Raw genomic sequence first — 17,534 nt, forward strand, 5'->3', positions numbered from 1 at the left:
AAATATGACTGAGGTCAGTTTTCTCGCGCCCGGCGAGCGGCCGGAGATGGATGCGCGTCAAATCGAAATCTTGTGCGCGGACCTGGGATCACGCGCCGCCGAAGATGTGATTTGCCGGACGATGGAAGATCTGGGCATGCGTTTGTGCCGGATCCAGAAACACGATCCCCGCCGCCCGAGCGAGGAACGCCACAAGGACCTCCGGGCCCTGGCGGCGGTTGCCGGGCAAATCGGCCTGACCGGGCTGGCCTGTGTGGCGCGCGACGTGATGAACTGTATCGAATATGGCGATACGGTCGCCGAAGCCGCGACAACCGCGCGACTCGGCCGCGTCGGCGAACAGGCGTTGAGCACATTGTGGGATTTGCAGGATCTCTCCGTCTGACCCCGTGAAGGCACCATGGTCCCGGGCCCCCAGCCCTTCCGCCAACGCGCCGCAGCGCGCATTCCGCCTGCGCCTCGTCCCCTGCCTCGCAGCGCGTGCACCCCCGTGATCCCCTGCCCCGCGTTGGAAATCGTGGCGCAGGCACGGCCACAATACCGGTTTCATCGGCCCGGAGAGAGGCATAAGGTGTACCCTCAGGAAGCGAGAGGTCCATTTTATGTCAATGCAGTTTGCGCCTGCCTCGGATGCGGCGTGCCCGCTTTACGTGCTTGAACCGGATGACGTCGCATGCTGGGCCGCAGAGGCCAGCGATTTTGCGCGCCACTGGGTCGAGGCGACGCATTTCACCGGCGCCATAGGCACCTGCCTGATGATCCCGGGTCCGGACGGTCACCCGATGGCGGCGCTTGCAGGCTATGGCACGGCCCGTGACCGCGCCCGCCAGCGGTTTCCGCTCGCCGCCTGCCTGCCGGGTCTCGCGCCCGGAACCTATCATCTGGCGCAAACGCCCGATCATTTCGATGCCACGACGGAATCGCTGGGCTGGCTCCTGACCGCCTACCGCTTCGACCGCTATCGCAACAGCAACGCCGAAAGCCCGGGGCTCGTCGCGCCGGCCACGATCGATGCGCCCTGTGTGGAATCCTTCGCCGCCGCAGAGGCCCTGACCCGCGATCTCGTCAACACGCCGGCCTCCGACATGGGCCCCGACGCGCTAGAAACCGCGGCCCGCGCGCTGGCCGACCGACACGGCGCGGAGATCACCGTCACCGTGGGGGACGCGCTTCTCGACAAGAACTTCCCCATGATCCATGCGGTGGGCCGTGCCTCCGCCACCGCGCCGCGGCTGATTGACATGCGCTGGGGGCATCGGGGGCCGATGCTTACGCTGGTCGGCAAGGGGGTGTGCTTCGACACCGGCGGGCTCAACCTCAAACCCGGAAGCTCCATGGGTCTGATGAAAAAGGACATGGGCGGCGCGGCCAACGTGATGGGTCTGGCCGAGATGATCATGACGAACCGCTTGCCCCTGCGGTTGCGCATGCTGATCCCTGCGGTCGAAAACAGCGTCTCGGCCAATGCCTTCCGCCCGCAGGACATCCTGACCTCGCGCAAGGGGCTGACCGTCGAGATCAACAACACCGATGCCGAGGGCCGTCTGGTGCTCGCCGATGCGCTCGCCTTTGCCGATGAGGAAGACACCGATCTCACCATTTCCATGGCCACCCTGACCGGTGCGGCGCGCGTGGCTGTCGGGGCGGATCTTGCGCCCTACTACACCGATGACGAGACCCTCGCCATCGAGTTGGAACAAGCCGGCCGGCGCCTTGCAGACCCGATTTGGCGCATGCCCTTCTGGGCGCCTTACGAAGACATGATCGAACCGGGCATTGCCGATCTCGACAATGCCCCCGCCGGCGGCATGGCCGGATCGATCACCGCGGCGCTGTTCCTGCGCCGCTTCGTCGAAAACGCACCGCGCTACGCGCATTTCGACATCTATGCCTGGCAACCACGCGCCGCCGCCGGGCGCAGCAAAGGCGGCCTCGGTCAGGGAACGCGGGCGATCTTCGGCGCGTTGCCGCAGGCGCTCAACCTCTGATCCATGACTGACCGCCGCCTGACCCCGGCCAATGCGCGCGTCGCCGCCCGGACCCTGCAACCCGACCCGCCCCGGCCGGGAGACCGGCGCCGCTACACCGATGGCACGCCGGCCTGCGTGACGGATCCGGTGACCGACCTGTGCGCCGCACCGGATGGGCCGCGGGACCGTCAGCTGCTGTTTGGCGCGCCGGTTACGGTCTTCGAGCACCACGCCGGCTGGGCCTTCGTGCAGGCCACCGACGACAGCTATGTGGGGTATGTGGCGCAGGCCGCCATCGGCCCGGAAAGGACCGCCACGCACAGGGTCAAGACCCGCGCGACCCATGCCTATACCGCCCCGGATATGAAATCGCCCGACAGATGCCTCCTCCCGCTTGGCGCCCGGGTCACCGTCGACGCGGTCGTCGGCCGGTTTGCCTCAACCTCTCTGGGATTCGTGCCCCGAAACCATCTCGCCCCCACCGACAGCCCCGAGGACGATCCCGTCTCGGTGGCGGAACGGCTGCTTGGCGCGCCCTATCTCTGGGGCGGCAACAGCAGCCTGGGCATCGACTGCTCCGGCCTCGTGCAGATCGCCTGCCACGCCTGCGCGATGGCCTGCCCCGGCGATAGCGACATGCAGGAACGCGCGCTCGGCATAACCTTGCCCCCCGGCACCGCGCCCGACCGGGGAGATCTGTTGTTCTGGAAGGGCCATGTGGCTTGGGTCTCGGATCCGGACAGCCTGCTCCATGCCAATGCCCATCACATGGCGGTTGCACATGAGCCGCTCGACCGCGCCCTGGCGCGCATCGCCGACCAGGGCGACGGCCCGGTCACACGCCACGCCCGGCTCCATCGCGCCCGGTAAGGCTGCGCCTCTGCGGTTTCTTCTGTCCGCAAATACTCCGGGGGAGTCGCGGCTTGCCGCGGCGGGGCAGCGCCCCCCTCTCGCACGGCAACACGCCACGCCCGGCTCCCCGCACCCGGTAAGGCTGCCCCCCAGCAGTTTCTTCTGTCCGCAAATACTCCGGGGGAGTCGCGGCTTGCCGCGGCGGGGGCAGCGCCCCCTCCAAAGCGCCCCCTCGAAAGCTCCCGCTTCCGCCCGCCTTCGCCACCATGCAAGCCGCCCCGCCATCGCAACCGGCCCTCCTGCAGCGCCGGTCCAGCAGACGCCCGAACACCCGCGCCCGTCCCGCTTGCGTCGCCGCCCGCACTGGGCCACCATGCGCGGGACATCCGTTCGACGGCCCTCCAACCGCTTGAAAAGGCTCCCATGATGCCAAACGCTACGCCACGCTCCGACCCGTTCTTCCATCCGGTTTCGGGCTTCGAGTTGCCGCGCTTCGCGGGCGTGCCGACCTTCATGCGCCTGCCCTACCTGCCGCCGGAGCATGACCGCCGCGCCGAGGTCGAAATCGGTCTGATCGGTGTGCCCTGGGACAGCGGCACCACCAACCGGCCCGGTCCCCGCCATGGCCCGCGCCAGCTGCGTGACGCCTCGACGATGATCCGCGCCCAGCATCCCACCACCGGCCAGCGCCCGTTCGAAACCGCCGCCTGCGCCGATCTGGGCGACGTCGGCCCCAACCCGGCGGATATCCCGGACAGCATGGCGCGCATCACGGCGTTTTACGACGCGGTGCACGCGCAGGGCATTCGCCCGCTCACCGCGGGCGGCGACCATCTGACCTCGCTGCCGATCCTGCGCGCGCTGGCCAAGGACGGTCCGCTGGGCATGGTGCATTTCGACAGCCATACCGACCTGTTCCACAGCTATTTCAACGGCCAGATGTATACCCATGGCACCCCGTTCCGCCGCGCCGTGGAAGAAGGGCTGCTCGACCCCAGGCGCATCATCCAGATCGGACTGCGCGGGACCATGTATGACACCGAAGACCGCGATTTTGCCGCCGCAAACGGCATCCGGCTTGTGCTGATCGAGGAGTTCTTTGCGCGCGGATTGGCGGATGTGATGGCAGAAGCCCGTGAGATCGTTGGCACAAGGCCGACCTATGTCAGCTACGACATCGATTTTGTCGACCCGACATTTGCGCCCGGCACCGGCACGCCGGAAGTGGGTGGACCCAACAGTTTGCAGGCGCTGCAGGTCTGCCGCGAACTCCACGGTCTCGATATTGTGGGGGCCGATCTGGTGGAGGTCTCACCGCCCTTCGACCAATCGGGGGGAACAGCTTTTCTCGGCGTCTCGATCATGTTCGAACTGCTCTGCGCGATGCTGGCTGACGCGGACGGCTGATCAACCGGGCGCGATGCATCCCGCCCGCCCCGTTCCCCGCCTTGCGACACGCACGGCGCCGGAACGCGCGACTCAAAGGCCCAGCTTACTCCACCGCGCGGATCAGCTTGCGCTCCAGGACCCGCAGCACCGCGCGCAGGTCCGCGCCGCGCTTGAGCACCTGCCCATCGGCCCCGATCACCGCGTATTGCCCTTGCCTGTTGCGCAATTTCGGGCGTTTCTCGATCCGGTAAAGCGGATGCTCCGCCGTGCGGCGAAACACGGAAAACACCGCCATGTCGCGCAGGGACGAGATGCCGTAATCGCGCCACTCGCCGGCTGCAACCATCCGCCCGTAAAGCGACAGGATCACCGAAAGCTCGGTGCGGTGAAAGGCAACGACCTCATGGGATGCGCCCGCCCCAGCGCCCCCCGGAAACGGAGTGAAATTGTTCATATCACCAGACTTGCGCCTGACCCTTTGTAAATCAAGGGGTTTCGCGGTGATTGGTTGATCCGCCCGGCGCGTGATGTTTCCGATCCGCGCCAAGGACCGCTCCGGAACGCTCAAACCGACGGCTCACATGCATTTTGCGACTTGCGCCTCGCTGCGCGGTTCTTTAGCGGGGTCTGTGGGACACCCTTCCCCAACGAAGGGCGACTATCTGGAAGGTTAGCCATGACTGGTATCACACACACGGCGTCGCATGACGCCGCCAACAAACCCGCCGTTTTGCCTGCAAATCCGCGGTTCTCCTCTGGCCCTTGCGCCAAGCCCCCCACATTTTCCGTCGACAAGCTGGCCGACGCCGCTCTGGGCCGGTCGCACCGTGCCAAGATCGGCAAGGACAAGCTCAAGGCTGCCATCGAAGGCACCCGCGAGATCCTCGGCGTGCCCGCCGATTACCGCATCGGGATCGTGCCGGCCTCCGATACCGGCGCCGTCGAAATGGCGATGTGGTCGCTGCTCGGCGCACGCAAGGCCACCATGGTCGCGTGGGAAAGCTTCGGCGCGGGCTGGGTCACGGATGTGGTCAAACAGCTCAAGATCGACGCCGATGTCGTCACCGCCGAATATGGCGAGATCGTCGACATGGCCGCGATCGACTATGATACCGACGTGGTCTTTACGTGGAACGGGACAACGTCCGGCGTGCGTTTGCCCTCCGGCGACGTGATCCCTGCGGATCGGGACGGGCTGACCATCTGCGATGCGACCTCTGCGGCCTTTGCCATGGACCTGCCCTGGGACAAGCTCGACGTGACCACCTTCTCCTGGCAGAAGGTGCTGGGCGGCGAGGCGGCGCATGGCGTCATCATCCTCAGCCCGCGCGCGGTCGCGCGGCTCGAAAGCTACACCCCCGCATGGCCCCTGCCCAAGATCTTCCGCCTGACCAAGGGCGGCAAGCTGATCGAGGGCATCTTCGAGGGCGCAACGATCAACACGCCCTCCATGCTCGCGGTCGAGGATTACCTGCTGGCGCTCGACTGGGCGCGCGGCGAAGGCGGCCTTGCCGGGCTGATCGCGCGCGCGGATCGCAACGCGCAGGCGGTTTGGGAGTTCTGCGCCGCGCGCGACTGGATCGAGAACCTCGCGGTCGATCCCGCCACCCGCTCCACCACCTCGGTCTGCCTGAAATTCACCGATCCGCGCATCACCGATGGCGCCACCTTCGCCAAGGCCGTGCAGAAGCGGCTCGAAGCGGAAGGAGCAGCACTCGATGTCGGCGCCTATCGCGACGCGCCTGCCGGGTTGCGGATCTGGTGCGGCTCGACGGTGGAAACCGCCGATCTCGAAGCGATGTTTCCTTGGCTCGACTGGGCCTTCGCGACCGAGATCGCCGCATTGTCCGAGGCCGCCTGACCGCTGCGCCTCTTCCCGTCTTCATGCGTGCGGGCCCCTCATGGGGGTGCGCACGCAAACGCCAGATCGTGCAAATTTGCACCTAAACACCAAATAACAGCCCCTAAGCGCGCACATCGCGTATGTATGGTTTGTGCATCCTCTGTGCATGCCTTGTGCGTCCGCTCTACACAGCGTGAAAGGACCAATCATGGCTCCCAAAGTTCTCATCTCCGACAAGCTGTCCGAGGCCGCCGTTCAGATCTTCCGCGACCGGGGGATCGAGGTCGATTTCCGCCCCGAACTCGGCAAGGACAAGGAGGCGCTCGCCGCCGTGATCGGCGACTATGACGGCCTCGCGATCCGCTCCGCGACCAAGGTGACACCGACGATCCTCGCGGCCGCCGACAAGCTCAAGGTCATCGGCCGCGCCGGGATCGGCACCGACAATATCGACAAGGACGCCGCCTCCCAGAAAGGCGTGATCGTGATGAACACGCCCTTCGGCAATATGATCACAACGGCGGAGCATGCCATCGCGATGATGTTCGCCGTGGCGCGCCAGATCCCCGAAGCGTCCGCATCGACCCATGCGGGCAAATGGGAAAAGTCGAAATTCATGGGTGTGGAGTTGACCGGCAAGACCCTCGGGGTGATCGGGGCAGGCAATATCGGCGGCATCGTCTGCGACCGCGCGCGCGGTCTCAAGATGAAGGTCATCGCCTATGACCCGTTCCTGTCCGAAGAGAAAGCCCAGAAGATGCAGGTCGAGAAAGTCACGCTCGACACGCTTCTGGAGCGGGCCGATTTCATCACCCTGCACGTGCCGCTGACGGACCAGACCCGCAACATCCTGAGCCGCGAGAACCTTGAAAAGACAAAGAAAGGCGTGCGTATCGTCAACTGCGCCCGCGGCGGTCTGGTTGATGAAGAGGCGCTTGCCGAGCTGCTTCAGTCCGGCCATGTTGCCGGCGCCGCTTTCGACGTGTTCTCTGTCGAGCCGGCCACGGAAAACCCGCTTTTCAACCTGCCCAACGTCGTCGTCACGCCGCATCTTGGCGCGGCCACAACCGAAGCCCAGGAGAACGTCGCGCTCCAAGTCGCAGAGCAGATGTCGAGCTATCTTCTGACCGGCGCCGTGGAAAACGCGCTCAACATGCCCTCCGTCACAGCGGAAGAGGCCAAGGTCATGGGCCCCTGGATCAAGCTGGCGGATCATCTCGGCAGCTTCATCGGCCAGATGACGGATGAGCCGGTCAAGGCGATCAACATCCTCTATGACGGCGCGGCCTCCGAGATGAACCTCGAAGCGCTAAACTGCGCACTCATCGCAGGGATCATGAAATCCGTGAACCCGGATGTGAACATGGTATCCGCCCCGGTGATCGCGCGCGAGCGTGGGGTGAAGATTTCGACGACCAATCAGGCCAAGTCAGGCGCGTTCGAGGGCTACATCAAGGTGACCGTCGTCACGCCGGAACGCGAACGCTCCATCGCTGGCACGGTGTTCTCCGATGGCAAGCCGCGGTTCATCCAGATCAAGGGCATCAATATCGACGCCGAAGTCGGAAAGCACATGGTCTATACCACCAACAAGGACGTGCCTGGCATCATCGGCACGCTCGGCACCACCCTGGGTGCCAATGGTGTGAACATCGCAAACTTCACGCTGGGCCGGAAGGAGTCGCAGGGCGAGGCCATCGCCCTTCTCTACATCGACGATCCTCTTCCCGAGGCCGCGTCAAACGCCCTGCGCAAGACCGGCATGTTCCAGCAGATCCGCCCACTTTCCTTCGACGTTGCCTGATCGGGCCTCGATATCGGGGGCGGCGGTGATCGGGTCACCGCCCCCGGCACGACAGTAATAAAGCGGCGGCCCGCGGGGGTCGCCGCTTTGCAATTGTCCGCTCTGACAGCCGGCCTGTCAGTCGTAGGTCAGATCTCGTGCCTTGCCGCGGAAGATCGTGTAGGCGAGGATCGAATAGCCGACGATCATCGGCAGCACGAAGCAGGTGCCGACCAGGATGATGAACAGGCTCTCGGGCGCGCTGGCCGCCTCGTAGATGGTGAGCTGGTCCGGCACCACGAACGGGTAGAAGCTATATGCCATCCCGAAAAAGCCCAAGACAAACAGTGCAATGGTGATCACGAACGGGAACCAGGCAAAGCTGTCATTGCGCGCGGGCAGATGGCGCAGCGCATACCACAACAGCGCCACGAGACCGAGTGCAATCAGCGGCAGAGGCGCCAGAAGAAAGATCTCCGGAATGGAAAACCATTTCTCGAAGATCCGCTGGCTCACGAACGGCGACGCCACAGACACGGCACCCAATCCGAGCACAACGCCCCAGATGCCCCCCTTGGCCCAGTTCACAGCCTTGCGCTGAAGCTGGCTCTCGGTCTTCATGATCAGCCATGTGGCTCCTATGAAGCTGTAGGCGACCGTCAGGGCAATCGCCGTCATCGCGCTGAAGGCCGTGGTAAACACGGTGATCTCCAGCCCCATGATGTAGATCCCGAGCATGTAGCCTTGGCTCAGTGACGTCATCAGAGAGCCGCCGAAGAAGGCTCGATCCCAGAACAGCTTCCAGCGATGCGGCGCCTTGACCCGGAACTCGAAGGCGACGCCCCGGAGAATGAGACCAATCAGCATGACGGCGACCGGCAGGTAAAGCGCGGTCAGGATTGCACCATGCGCCGACGGGAAGGCGACAAGCAGAATGCCAATCGCCAGAACCAGCCAGGTTTCGTTTGCGTCCCAGAACGGTCCGATCGAGGCGACCATCCGGTCGCGCTCGGCCTCATCCGCAAACGGGAACAGCACGCCGACCCCGAGGTCGAACCCGTCGAGCACGACGTAGACGAGGATCGAGACCCCCATCAAGGCCGCAAAAACGAGCGGCAACCAGACGGTCGGATCACCAAACAAGGTCATGACCGTTACTCCGCCGCCACTGCGGCCGCGGCAGCCGTGGTGGCTTCGCCGGATCCCGGGCGAAGCGCCACCCGCTCACCCTTGGCGGTCTTGGTCGCGAGGTAGAACAGCACGCTGACATACGCGCCGAGCAGGACCACATAGACCGCGAGATACGCCACCAGAGAGGTTGCAACGAAGGGCGCCGGAACGTCGGCAACAGCATCCGCGGTCGTCATGATACCTTGGACCAGCCACGGCTGGCGGCCAATCTCGGTGGTGTACCAGCCCGCAAGCGTTGCCACCCAGCCCGAGAAGGCCATCGGAACCAACGCCCACAAGAGCGGCTTGGGCAGACCTTCGACACCGCGCCGATGGCGCGTGCCGCCACGGCTCACGTCGCGCCGCGCCATGAAGAACACCGACGCCCAGCTCAACAGCAACATCGCCACACCCGTCCCGATCATCACCCGGAAGCTGAAGAACACCGGCGCGACAGGCGGATGCAAGGCGCTCCCGTCCTCCGCCACAAAATCGTTCAGACCCGGCACGACGCCGTCTGCGTCATGTTTGAGGATGATGGAGGCGAGATTCGGGATCCCGATTTCATAGCGGTTTTCCCGGGCCTCTTCGTCCGGCAGCGCGAAAAGCACGAGCGGCACATTGCTGCGGGTCTCCCAGTTGCCCTCCATTGCGGCAACCTTCTGCGGCTGATGTTCCAGCGTATTCAAGCCATGCATGTCGCCGGCGAGGACCTGGATCGGGATCAGCAAGGCCCCCATGACGAGCCCGGTCTTGAGCGTCGCCCGCACAGAGGCGGACCGATCGCCAATCAACCACCGGAAGGCGGAAAAACCAGCCACGAGGAACGCAACCGTCAAACCGGAAGCAAGCAGCATATGCACCAGGCGATAAGGCATAGACGGGTTGAAGATGATGGCGAACCAGTCGGTTGCATGCGCAACCCCTTCCCGCATTTCGAACCCTGCCGGCGTGTGCATCCAGCTGTTCAAAACAAGGATCCAGAAAGCCGACATTGTCGTGCCGAACGCCACGAGGAAGGTCGCCAGCGTGTGTAACCATCCCGGAACGCGCCGGAAGCCGAACAGCATGATGCCAAGGAATACCGCTTCGAGGAAGAAGGCGGTCATGACCTCATAGGCCAAGAGCGGCCCGGCAATATTGCCGACCGTTTCCATAAAGCCCGGCCAGTTCGTGCCGAACTGAAATGACATGGTGATGCCAGACACCACGCCCATCGCGAAACTCAAGGCAAAGACCTTGACCCAGAAGCGATAGGCATCGAACCATTTTTCGTCGCCCGTCGCGTTGAAGCGCAGTTTGAAAAACAGCAGCACCCACCCGAGCGCGATGGTGATCGTCGGGAACAGGATGTGAAAACTGATATTGGCCGCAAACTGGATCCTCGACAGGATTAGAGCGTCCATCATGGCGGAACTCCATTGTTGTGTTGGACCAAAGATAGGCTGAATTCGCATCTTTGCCGCCGTCTGCGACAATCCGCACAGCGACATTGCTGCACGTGCAAAAAGAATCGACGACGTGTCTTAACACTCTGAAATATCGGTTTTTCGAGTGGCTTCAGAGCCGTGCTCCCGCGCTGCGCGCGCGCCTGTGCACCAGCCGCGCCGTTCTGCGCCGATCACTTCGCAGCCGCGCGTCCGGCATCGATGTCGCGCGCTCAAGGCGGGGCTTTTGCGGAGAAAAGACCAAGCCCGATGGCGCCATGGCTCGGCCTGATGGGGGTCGTCCCCGTTGCTGCCGATCCGATGCTCGGGTTGTTTTGTCCACCGCTCTCCGGCGTGATCCGCACCTGGGCAAGCACCGAGCCTGCGCCGTAGCCGCTCAACCCATCAAGACGGGCGATCCAGAGATCCTCCGGTGCGGCGTTGCGGGACATCGGACCGGGGTGAATGAGCGGCACCTCTTCCGGTGCGGCAGCAAAGCCCAGATCCATCATCTCCGAGGCGCGCGCCGTGCGCGCCACCGAGTTCGGCGCGCCGAACAGGACCGCAATCAGGTGCCGGTCGCCGCGCCGCGCCGAAGCCGCAAGATTGAAACCGGCGGCCCGGGTATAGCCCGTCTTGAGACCGTCCGCACCGCCATAGCCCGCCAGAAAGCGGCTGTTTGTATGCACCACGTCCTGCGAGCCGATGCGGGCGGACCGGCGCGAGAACACGGCATAGTCCTCGGGTTGATCGAAAAACAAGTAGCGACCGAGCCGCGCCATGTCTCTTGCGGTGCTCAGATGGTCCTCCTCGGTCAGGCCATGCGGATTGCGGAAATATGTGCCCGTTAACCCCATCGCTTGCGCGGTGCTGTTCATGCGGGCCACAAATGCGTCCTCTGAGCCGGCAATTGCCTCGGCAAGAGCGGTGGCCGCATCATTGGCCGAGCGGAGGGCGGTCGCCAGAACAAGCGAGTTTACCGTGATGCGGTCACCTTCCGCGAGGCCGAGAGTCGATCCCGGCTGCGCGGCGGCATGCGCCGATACCGTCACCTCCCGATCTGCGGCGATCTCCCCTGAACGCAGGGCCTGAAACGCGATGTAAAGCGTCATCATCTTGGTCAGGGACGCGGGATGCAGCCGCTTGTCCGCATCCATCTCGTGATACACCGCGCCATTGCGTGTATCGATCACGATCTCCGCCTGCTTGGCCGATGCGGATGCTGCACCCGCATGCAGCGCGCTCAGGCACAGAGCCATCACACCCGTCAGGGCAAAAACCCAAGGGCGGCATGCGCGATCGGATCGGCCAGCTTTGGACCGCAAGAGCCAGTAGGACAAGAGCATAAGGGACATGGCAACCTTTCTGCGCCACCCATTCTGGGTCTCGCCCCCCTGCCTTTAGCCCTCCTGCCTTTCCATTCGGTGAAGACCGCTCCAGAAACGCAAAACGCCGCCCCGAAGGACGGCGTTTGTGATTTCCGAAAGGTCAGGGCGCTTAGAAGCCGAGGCCTTCGTATTTCTTCTTGAACTTCGACACGCGGCCGCCCTGGTCGAGCAGGCGCGACGTGCCGCCGGTCCAGGCCGGGTGCACGGTCGGGTCGATGTCGAGGGACAGCGTATCGCCTTCCTTGCCCCAGGTGGTGCGGACCTGAAAGATCGTGCCATCGGTCATCTTGACGTCGACGATGTGGTAATCGGGATGCAGGTTCTTTTTCATCGGAGCGCTCCTTATGCCTCGGCGCCTTTGCCCTTGAGGGGCTTGTAGCGGGTGTCTTCGGCGATCCGGGCGGACTTGCCGCGACGCGAACGCAGATAGTAGAGCTTTGCCCGGCGGACGCGACCGCGACGGACAACCTCGATGGAGTCGATATTGGTCGAATAGAGCGGGAACACGCGCTCCACGCCTTCACCGAAGGAAATCTTGCGAACGGTGAACGAACCGGCGATGCCGTCGCCATTCTTGCGGCTGATGCAGACACCCTCGTAGTTCTGAACGCGGGTCCGCGTGCCTTCGGTCACCTTGTAGCCAACGCGGATCGTATCGCCCGCCTTGAAATCGGGAATCTTTTTCCCGAGCGAGGCGATCTGTTCCGCCTCAATCTGTGCGATCAGGTCCATCTGATCATCTCCTGAATTGCTGCACGGTTGTCCCGTGACGGGTTTTCTCGTCCGAGAACTCCGGGTTATCGCTCGGGTCCGTTGCCAACGCGTGGATTGCTGGCCAACGCCCGCCGGAGGGGCAGACAGGTTTATCGTCGTCTTTGTCGTCGTCTGGTTCCCGCACCGGATAGATGACCAGATACATGATCATCCTGGAAAACGGGAATCGGCCCGCGCGGGAGACGCCCGCCGGACCGGGCCGCTATAGGCAAGGATGGGCCCCGGATCAACCCGCTATCGCCCGTCTCAGCTGTCTTTCTCGTCGGTCCGGGCCTGCATAGCCTGATACGCCTCCCAAAGATCGGGGCGGCGAGCCTGTGTCAGGGCTTCGGCCTGCGCACGGCGCCATTCGGCGATTGCGCCATGATTGCCCGATGTCAGCACCGGGGGGATTGGATGACCACGCCATTCCGCCGGTCGCGTGTATTGCGGATGCTCCAGCAAGCCCGTGGAGAAGCTTTCCTCTTCCGCGGAGGCCGCATTGCCAAGAACCCCCGGCAACAGCCGCACGGTCGCATCAAGGAGCGCCTGAGCCGCGATTTCGCCACCGGTCAGCACAAAGTCTCCAAGCGATACTTCCTTGATGCGGAAATGATCGATCACGCGTTGGTCGAGCCCTTCAAATCGGCCACAGATCAGTGTCACCCCGGGGCCAGAGGCGAGGCTCTGCGCCATCGCCTGCGTAAACGGACGGCCACGCGGCGAGAGGTAGAGCAAAGGCGCTGCGGCTGGCATGGCGCGACGGGCGGTTTCGATTGCCTTGGCCATGATATCGGCCCGCAGGACCATCCCGGCGCCACCACCGGCAGGGGTGTCGTCGACATTGCGATGCTTGCCCTCGCCGAACTGGCGCAGCGGAACGGACGACAATTGCCAGATCCCGTCTTTCAGCGCCTTGCCCGTCAGCGAAGCACCCAGAACCCCGGGGAAAAGCTCGGGCATGAGCGTGATCACCTGCGCCTGCCACGCACGGGCCAGCTCGGCCTCCGGGTCCATCAGCGCACGGGGCTTCAACGTCGGTCTTATGGCTTTGCGTCCATGCGAGCGACTGGGTTCGGATTTGGCCTTGGCGGGATCGGGCGGTGTATCGGACATGGATCGTTCCTTACTGGGTGATCCGCCGATGTGCCAGACCACGACGCCCGGCATCGCAGTCACGAATTACGATTTCTTGCGCCGCAACCGGCTTTCGCTGGCCGGGTTCTGCCCGGACATCCGACGAGACAAGCAAACACCCCGCTCCGGCGCAGGCGTACCGCCAGCCGCGACACCGATACCGATACCGGATGTCAGGATGCCTTGATCGAGCCCACCGAACCGATGAAAGCCTTGCGGGTGGGGGCCTTGAGCAGGCGGCCTGACGCAAGACACCAGAAACTGCGATCCCGGGCCAAACGGCCCCGGTAGTCTGAGAACAATCCCTTGGGTTCTGCCAAGGGCGGAAGATCGAGCATCTGTGCCGCTTTGGACAGGGCGTTGAGCGCCCTCGGCCCCATCGGGCGCAGCCGGTCCGGCGGGTCCAACCCCAACTCTGCGGTGCGGTATGAGCCATTGTTCCAGCGCTCGATTACCATGCGCAACGCATCGATGAATTCCGGGCCGTCTCTGCGCACACGACGGGCAAATCCCCCATGACACGCGGTCAGCACAAGCCAGGCCGCAACCGTCGCCCTGTCACACGCTTTCTGGCGCACACACCAAAGCGCGGCGGCGCGCTGTGCGGGATCGTCCGGATCGTGATTGAGCACGATGTGGTGCCACAAATCGAGATCGGGCACCGTCATCGCTTCCAGCGCGTCGACCATCCCCGTGTCCTGATCGAAGCTCTTGGCCTGCCACAAGGCCTGCGTCTCGTTCAGAGATGCAAAGGCGCGGTCGTATGACGCGCGTTCCCGGGCAAGCCTATGCACCTCCGTGCGCATCTTGAGCAAAACATCAGGCCGCCGGAAGGATTGCGCCAGACGGGCCGCCGTGTCCGGTTCTGCCCGGCACAGCGCGTCTATCAGACACAGGATGGCCGCTTCCCCGTCAGGCAGTTCTTCGACCCTATGGCGACGCCAACGCGCCATCATCCGCGAAAAAACCTGTCCGATCGCCTCATCAAGATCAGGCGGCGCGTCCTGGGGGCGACGGTCGACCGGCAACAGCCGCGCGGTAATCTGCGCCTGCATGGCGTCGCGCGACGGCATTTCCGCCAAAACCCGTGGCATGGCGGAGGCGCGCAACATCATCTCGCCGCCGCGGTCGCCGAACTCCGACGCGGTCGGCATCAAGGATCGTTGCAACGCAAACAGACTGGCCAGCACACAAAACCCCATAAAAAACGGCCATCCCGTCATCGGAACGAGCCAAAAATGGGCAAACAACGGAGGCGCAAGAGCCACTCCCGCCAGCACCCCTCTCTGGGAACCACCAAATCCAACCATCACCGCACACACTCGCTGCTACAGGGCCGGAGAGTGGCGCATCAATACGGCAGAAGGATGATCGGGTCCCGCGTGAGAGACACTACATTTGTTCAATTTCGAAACGATTACCGGGCCTGAGACTCTTTGTTCGCAATTTGAAGCAAATTGCGCTTGGCTTGGCGCAGGGCCGCATCGCTCAAGCCACTTCGGTTCAACGCCAGAAACACCTCCGCCAACCCGTTGCCGGGTTGCCGGTTTGCGACCGGGACGGGGCACAAGTTCTGACGCTGAGCCCCCGTCACATCGAGAAAGTCCAGAAGCGGGGTCACCGGGCCCAAGGACATGGCGCGCGCATCTTCGAGGCTGAAGGCCCGGACCTGTGCCGGGAACACAGCCTGTGTGATCTCGCGCAGAGTGGCCGCGTGATCCGCCGCTGCGGGCAGCCCGGCCGCGTAAGTCTCAAAATCCTTTGTCAATCGGGTGCTGCGCAGGGTCTGCCACCACGTGGACCGCAGCCAGGGATCCGGAGCACGCGTCGACAGGACAAATATCACCTGTGCGACGTTCCCGAACCGGGCGCCAATGGCGCGCTGCACACTGCGCAGGCAAACGGGCGCCGCATCATATTGCGTGACCCCGCGCCGCCCCGGCATGTGACCCGAAAGATCTTCCGACGCAAGAAGGATGGCGCGCCGGTCGTGCCGGTCGAGCGCCTCGAAGGTCTGCGTTGCGGCCTGTTCGAGTGCGGCCTGTCTTTGCGCCGTGCGCTTGATGGAATACCGGCGCGCGGCCTCTGTCAGATCGACCATGTCGGCTTTGAGCAAGATCTGCACGTGCTCTGAAAGGGCGGCGCGGTTCTCCCGCAGAAAGTTCTGTGTGCTGGTGGTGCCGGTCTTGTGAAATCCCGCATGCACCACGATCCGGGTCACTCGAACACGCCCTCCGGCGGGTCTGCCACGACACGGCCCGCGGCGAGGTCCACCGTCGGCACACAGGCCTGCGTGAACGGCAAAAGGGCGGTGCGGCTCTCGCCGGGCACAATCACCTCAAGAAGGTCGGCGGAGCCATGATTGTGAACGGCCTTGATCGTGCCAAGCGGTGCGCCGCCTGTGTCGACCACGGCGAGACCGATCAGATCGGCATGATAGAATTCGTCATCGGGCAGTTGCGGCAACCGGTCACGCGGCGAAAACAGCCGCGTGCCGCGCAGCGCATCGGCCTCTTCCTTGGTGCGCACACCAGACAGGCGTGCCGCGAAGCCGGACTTGATGGCACGGGTGATCTCCACGTCGAAGCTGCGCGCGCCATCCTCGGTGCAAAGCGGGGCATAGTCGGCGATGGCAGCCGGGTCAGCGGTAAAGCTTTTCAAGCGCACCTCGCCCTGCACCCCGAAAGCGCCGGACACCGCGCCGACACAGATCAAATCAGTCATTGGCTAACACCCATGCACAGCCCGTCCCGCATGTCTCCGCCGCGGGCTTCGCAGCGCTCGGACCGCGTGGCGTCGTTGTAGAGAAAACCCGCAACAAAGGCCGCGATCAACAGAAAAACAAGACGGACAAGGCGCAGCATCGAAGGATCCGGAAGGAGGAACCGGCACGCGACGCGTCTTCCGGATCGGGGTTTGGATCAGGGGCGCCCCGCAAGTCAGGCGGGGCGCCTCATTATTGCATCTCGCGTGAAAACATCCTGTTTCCAGAGACATGCATGATTTTTAGGCGCAGGTTATTCCGCGTTTTCCTCTGCGGGTGCGGCCGCCTTGGCCGCCTTCTCCTCGGCGCGCTCCTTGGCTTTCTTGCCCGGCTCACCCTTCTTGAGGTTGGAGCGCTCCTTCTTTTCCACGATGCCGGCGGCTTCGAGGAAACGGGAGACACGGTCGGTGGTCTGGGCGCCCTGGCCAAGCCAGTACTGGATGCGCTCAACATCCATCTTCACGCGCTCTTCGCTGTCCTTGGGCAAGAGCGGGTTGTAGGTGCCGAGCTTTTCGATGAAGCGGCCGTCGCGCGGCATGCGGCTGTCGGCTGCCACGATGCGGTAGAAGGGACGCTTTTTCGAACCGCCACGGGCGAGTCTGATCTTGATGGCCATTGTTTCACTCCTTGGAATGGCTGGAAGAAGACGGGGACCGGCCCCGCTTCAGGATTGATGTTTCTTATGGTGCTGGATGACTTCCTGAATCACGAAGTTCAGGAATTTCTTGGCGAATTCCGGGTCGAGATCGGCCTGGGTCGCAAGATCCTGGAGCCGCGCGATCTGCTTTTCTTCACGCGCGGGGTCGGATGGCGGGAGGTCGTGTTGCGCCTTGAGGACGCCCACGGCCTGGGTGTGTTTGAAGCGCTCGGCGAGGGTGAACACCAGGATGGCGTCAAGCCGGTCGATGCTCTCGCGATGTTCGCCGAGCAGGGCGGCGGCGCGGGTGGCGGCGTCGGTCATGAGAGGACTCCCTTGGGGTCGAAAACGGGCATGCACATTCCATGCACATTGCATGCACAAACCATGCGCATGCGCTGTGTGTCCGGTGAAGGGCCAG

Annotated in this window: 19 protein-coding genes; 6 read left to right on the forward strand and 13 right to left on the reverse strand. The window is 63.9% G+C overall.

Annotated elements, in window-relative coordinates:
• Positions 1 to 4: 4 nt before the first annotated feature.
• The 4 genes from J1C49_RS16765 (at position 5) to speB (ending at position 4,229) form a co-directional block, all read left to right on the forward strand.
• Complete coding sequence (locus tag J1C49_RS16765) at positions 5 to 385, forward strand: hypothetical protein (protein WP_227446996.1); 381 nt, start codon at positions 5 to 7, stop codon at positions 383 to 385.
• 217 nt (positions 386 to 602) lie between these two features.
• A complete protein-coding gene (locus J1C49_RS16770) occupies positions 603 to 1,988 on the forward strand; it encodes a M17 family metallopeptidase (RefSeq protein WP_227446997.1) in 1,386 nt (461 codons plus the stop codon).
• A gap of 3 nt (positions 1,989 to 1,991) precedes the next feature.
• On the forward strand, positions 1,992 to 2,840 hold the full coding sequence (locus J1C49_RS16775) for an NlpC/P60 family protein (protein ID WP_227446998.1): 849 nt from the start codon (positions 1,992 to 1,994) through the stop codon (positions 2,838 to 2,840).
• Positions 2,841 to 3,248: 408 nt separating this feature from the next.
• Positions 3,249 to 4,229, forward strand: coding sequence for an agmatinase (speB, locus tag J1C49_RS16780; RefSeq protein ID WP_227446999.1), 981 nt, complete (start codon positions 3,249 to 3,251; stop codon positions 4,227 to 4,229).
• Positions 4,230 to 4,314: 85 nt separating this feature from the next.
• On the opposite strand, the gene J1C49_RS16785 is transcribed toward speB, so the two are convergent.
• The gene (locus J1C49_RS16785) at positions 4,315 to 4,665 is read right to left on the reverse strand and encodes a DUF2794 domain-containing protein (RefSeq protein WP_227447000.1); all 351 of its coding nucleotides are present in this window, start codon (positions 4,663 to 4,665) and stop codon (positions 4,315 to 4,317) included.
• A 222-nt stretch (positions 4,666 to 4,887) separates the two neighbouring features.
• Here J1C49_RS16785 and J1C49_RS16790 point away from each other — a divergent pair, with 222 nt between their 5' ends.
• Together J1C49_RS16790 and serA are read left to right on the forward strand one after the other, a co-directional pair.
• Complete coding sequence (locus J1C49_RS16790; RefSeq protein ID WP_227447001.1) at positions 4,888 to 6,072, forward strand: phosphoserine transaminase; 1,185 nt, start codon at positions 4,888 to 4,890, stop codon at positions 6,070 to 6,072.
• A 190-nt stretch (positions 6,073 to 6,262) separates the two neighbouring features.
• Positions 6,263 to 7,858: a phosphoglycerate dehydrogenase gene (serA, locus tag J1C49_RS16795; protein ID WP_227447002.1), complete on the forward strand. Its 1,596-nt coding sequence runs from the start codon at positions 6,263 to 6,265 to the stop codon at positions 7,856 to 7,858.
• A 117-nt stretch (positions 7,859 to 7,975) separates the two neighbouring features.
• On the opposite strand, the gene J1C49_RS16800 is transcribed toward serA, so the two are convergent.
• From J1C49_RS16800 to J1C49_RS16855, 12 genes are all read right to left on the reverse strand, one after another.
• On the reverse strand, positions 7,976 to 8,986 hold the full coding sequence (locus tag J1C49_RS16800) for a cytochrome d ubiquinol oxidase subunit II (RefSeq protein ID WP_227447003.1): 1,011 nt from the start codon (positions 8,984 to 8,986) through the stop codon (positions 7,976 to 7,978).
• A 5-nt stretch (positions 8,987 to 8,991) separates the two neighbouring features.
• Complete coding sequence (locus tag J1C49_RS16805) at positions 8,992 to 10,416, reverse strand: cytochrome ubiquinol oxidase subunit I (protein ID WP_227447004.1); 1,425 nt, start codon at positions 10,414 to 10,416, stop codon at positions 8,992 to 8,994.
• Between the two features lie 251 nt (positions 10,417 to 10,667).
• Positions 10,668 to 11,789 (reverse strand): D-alanyl-D-alanine carboxypeptidase family protein, encoded by a 1,122-nt coding sequence (locus J1C49_RS16810; RefSeq protein ID WP_227447005.1) that lies wholly within the window; start codon positions 11,787 to 11,789, stop codon positions 10,668 to 10,670.
• Positions 11,790 to 11,931: 142 nt separating this feature from the next.
• Complete coding sequence (rpmE, locus tag J1C49_RS16815; protein ID WP_227447006.1) at positions 11,932 to 12,153, reverse strand: 50S ribosomal protein L31; 222 nt, start codon at positions 12,151 to 12,153, stop codon at positions 11,932 to 11,934.
• Positions 12,154 to 12,164: 11 nt separating this feature from the next.
• Positions 12,165 to 12,554: a 50S ribosomal protein L19 gene (rplS, locus tag J1C49_RS16820; protein WP_227447007.1), complete on the reverse strand. Its 390-nt coding sequence runs from the start codon at positions 12,552 to 12,554 to the stop codon at positions 12,165 to 12,167.
• A gap of 4 nt (positions 12,555 to 12,558) precedes the next feature.
• A complete protein-coding gene (locus J1C49_RS16825; protein WP_227447008.1) occupies positions 12,559 to 12,741 on the reverse strand; it encodes a hypothetical protein in 183 nt (60 codons plus the stop codon).
• 101 nt (positions 12,742 to 12,842) lie between these two features.
• Complete coding sequence (gene trmD, locus J1C49_RS16830; RefSeq protein ID WP_227447009.1) at positions 12,843 to 13,691, reverse strand: tRNA (guanosine(37)-N1)-methyltransferase TrmD; 849 nt, start codon at positions 13,689 to 13,691, stop codon at positions 12,843 to 12,845.
• Between the two features lie 194 nt (positions 13,692 to 13,885).
• Positions 13,886 to 14,866, reverse strand: a complete 981-nt coding sequence (locus tag J1C49_RS16835; RefSeq protein ID WP_227447010.1) for a hypothetical protein — start codon at positions 14,864 to 14,866, stop codon at positions 13,886 to 13,888.
• A 263-nt stretch (positions 14,867 to 15,129) separates the two neighbouring features.
• Positions 15,130 to 15,933 (reverse strand): hypothetical protein, encoded by an 804-nt coding sequence (locus J1C49_RS16840; RefSeq protein WP_227447011.1) that lies wholly within the window; start codon positions 15,931 to 15,933, stop codon positions 15,130 to 15,132.
• Entirely contained in the window at positions 15,930 to 16,436 is a 507-nt protein-coding gene (gene rimM / locus J1C49_RS16845) for a ribosome maturation factor RimM (RefSeq protein ID WP_227447012.1), read from the reverse strand. Before rimM ends, J1C49_RS16840 begins: the two co-directional genes overlap by 4 nt.
• Before the next feature lie 293 nt (positions 16,437 to 16,729).
• Positions 16,730 to 17,092 carry a 30S ribosomal protein S16 gene (gene rpsP, locus J1C49_RS16850; protein WP_227447013.1) on the reverse strand — a complete coding sequence of 121 codons (363 nt, stop codon included), beginning with the start codon at positions 17,090 to 17,092 and terminating at the stop codon, positions 16,730 to 16,732.
• Positions 17,093 to 17,140: 48 nt separating this feature from the next.
• Positions 17,141 to 17,437, reverse strand: coding sequence for a chorismate mutase (locus J1C49_RS16855; protein WP_227447014.1), 297 nt, complete (start codon positions 17,435 to 17,437; stop codon positions 17,141 to 17,143).
• Positions 17,438 to 17,534: the final 97 nt, after the last annotated feature.

It is taken from the genome of Cognatishimia sp. F0-27, assembly GCF_020667845.1.
Taxonomy (GTDB): domain Bacteria; phylum Pseudomonadota; class Alphaproteobacteria; order Rhodobacterales; family Rhodobacteraceae; genus JAFMPQ01.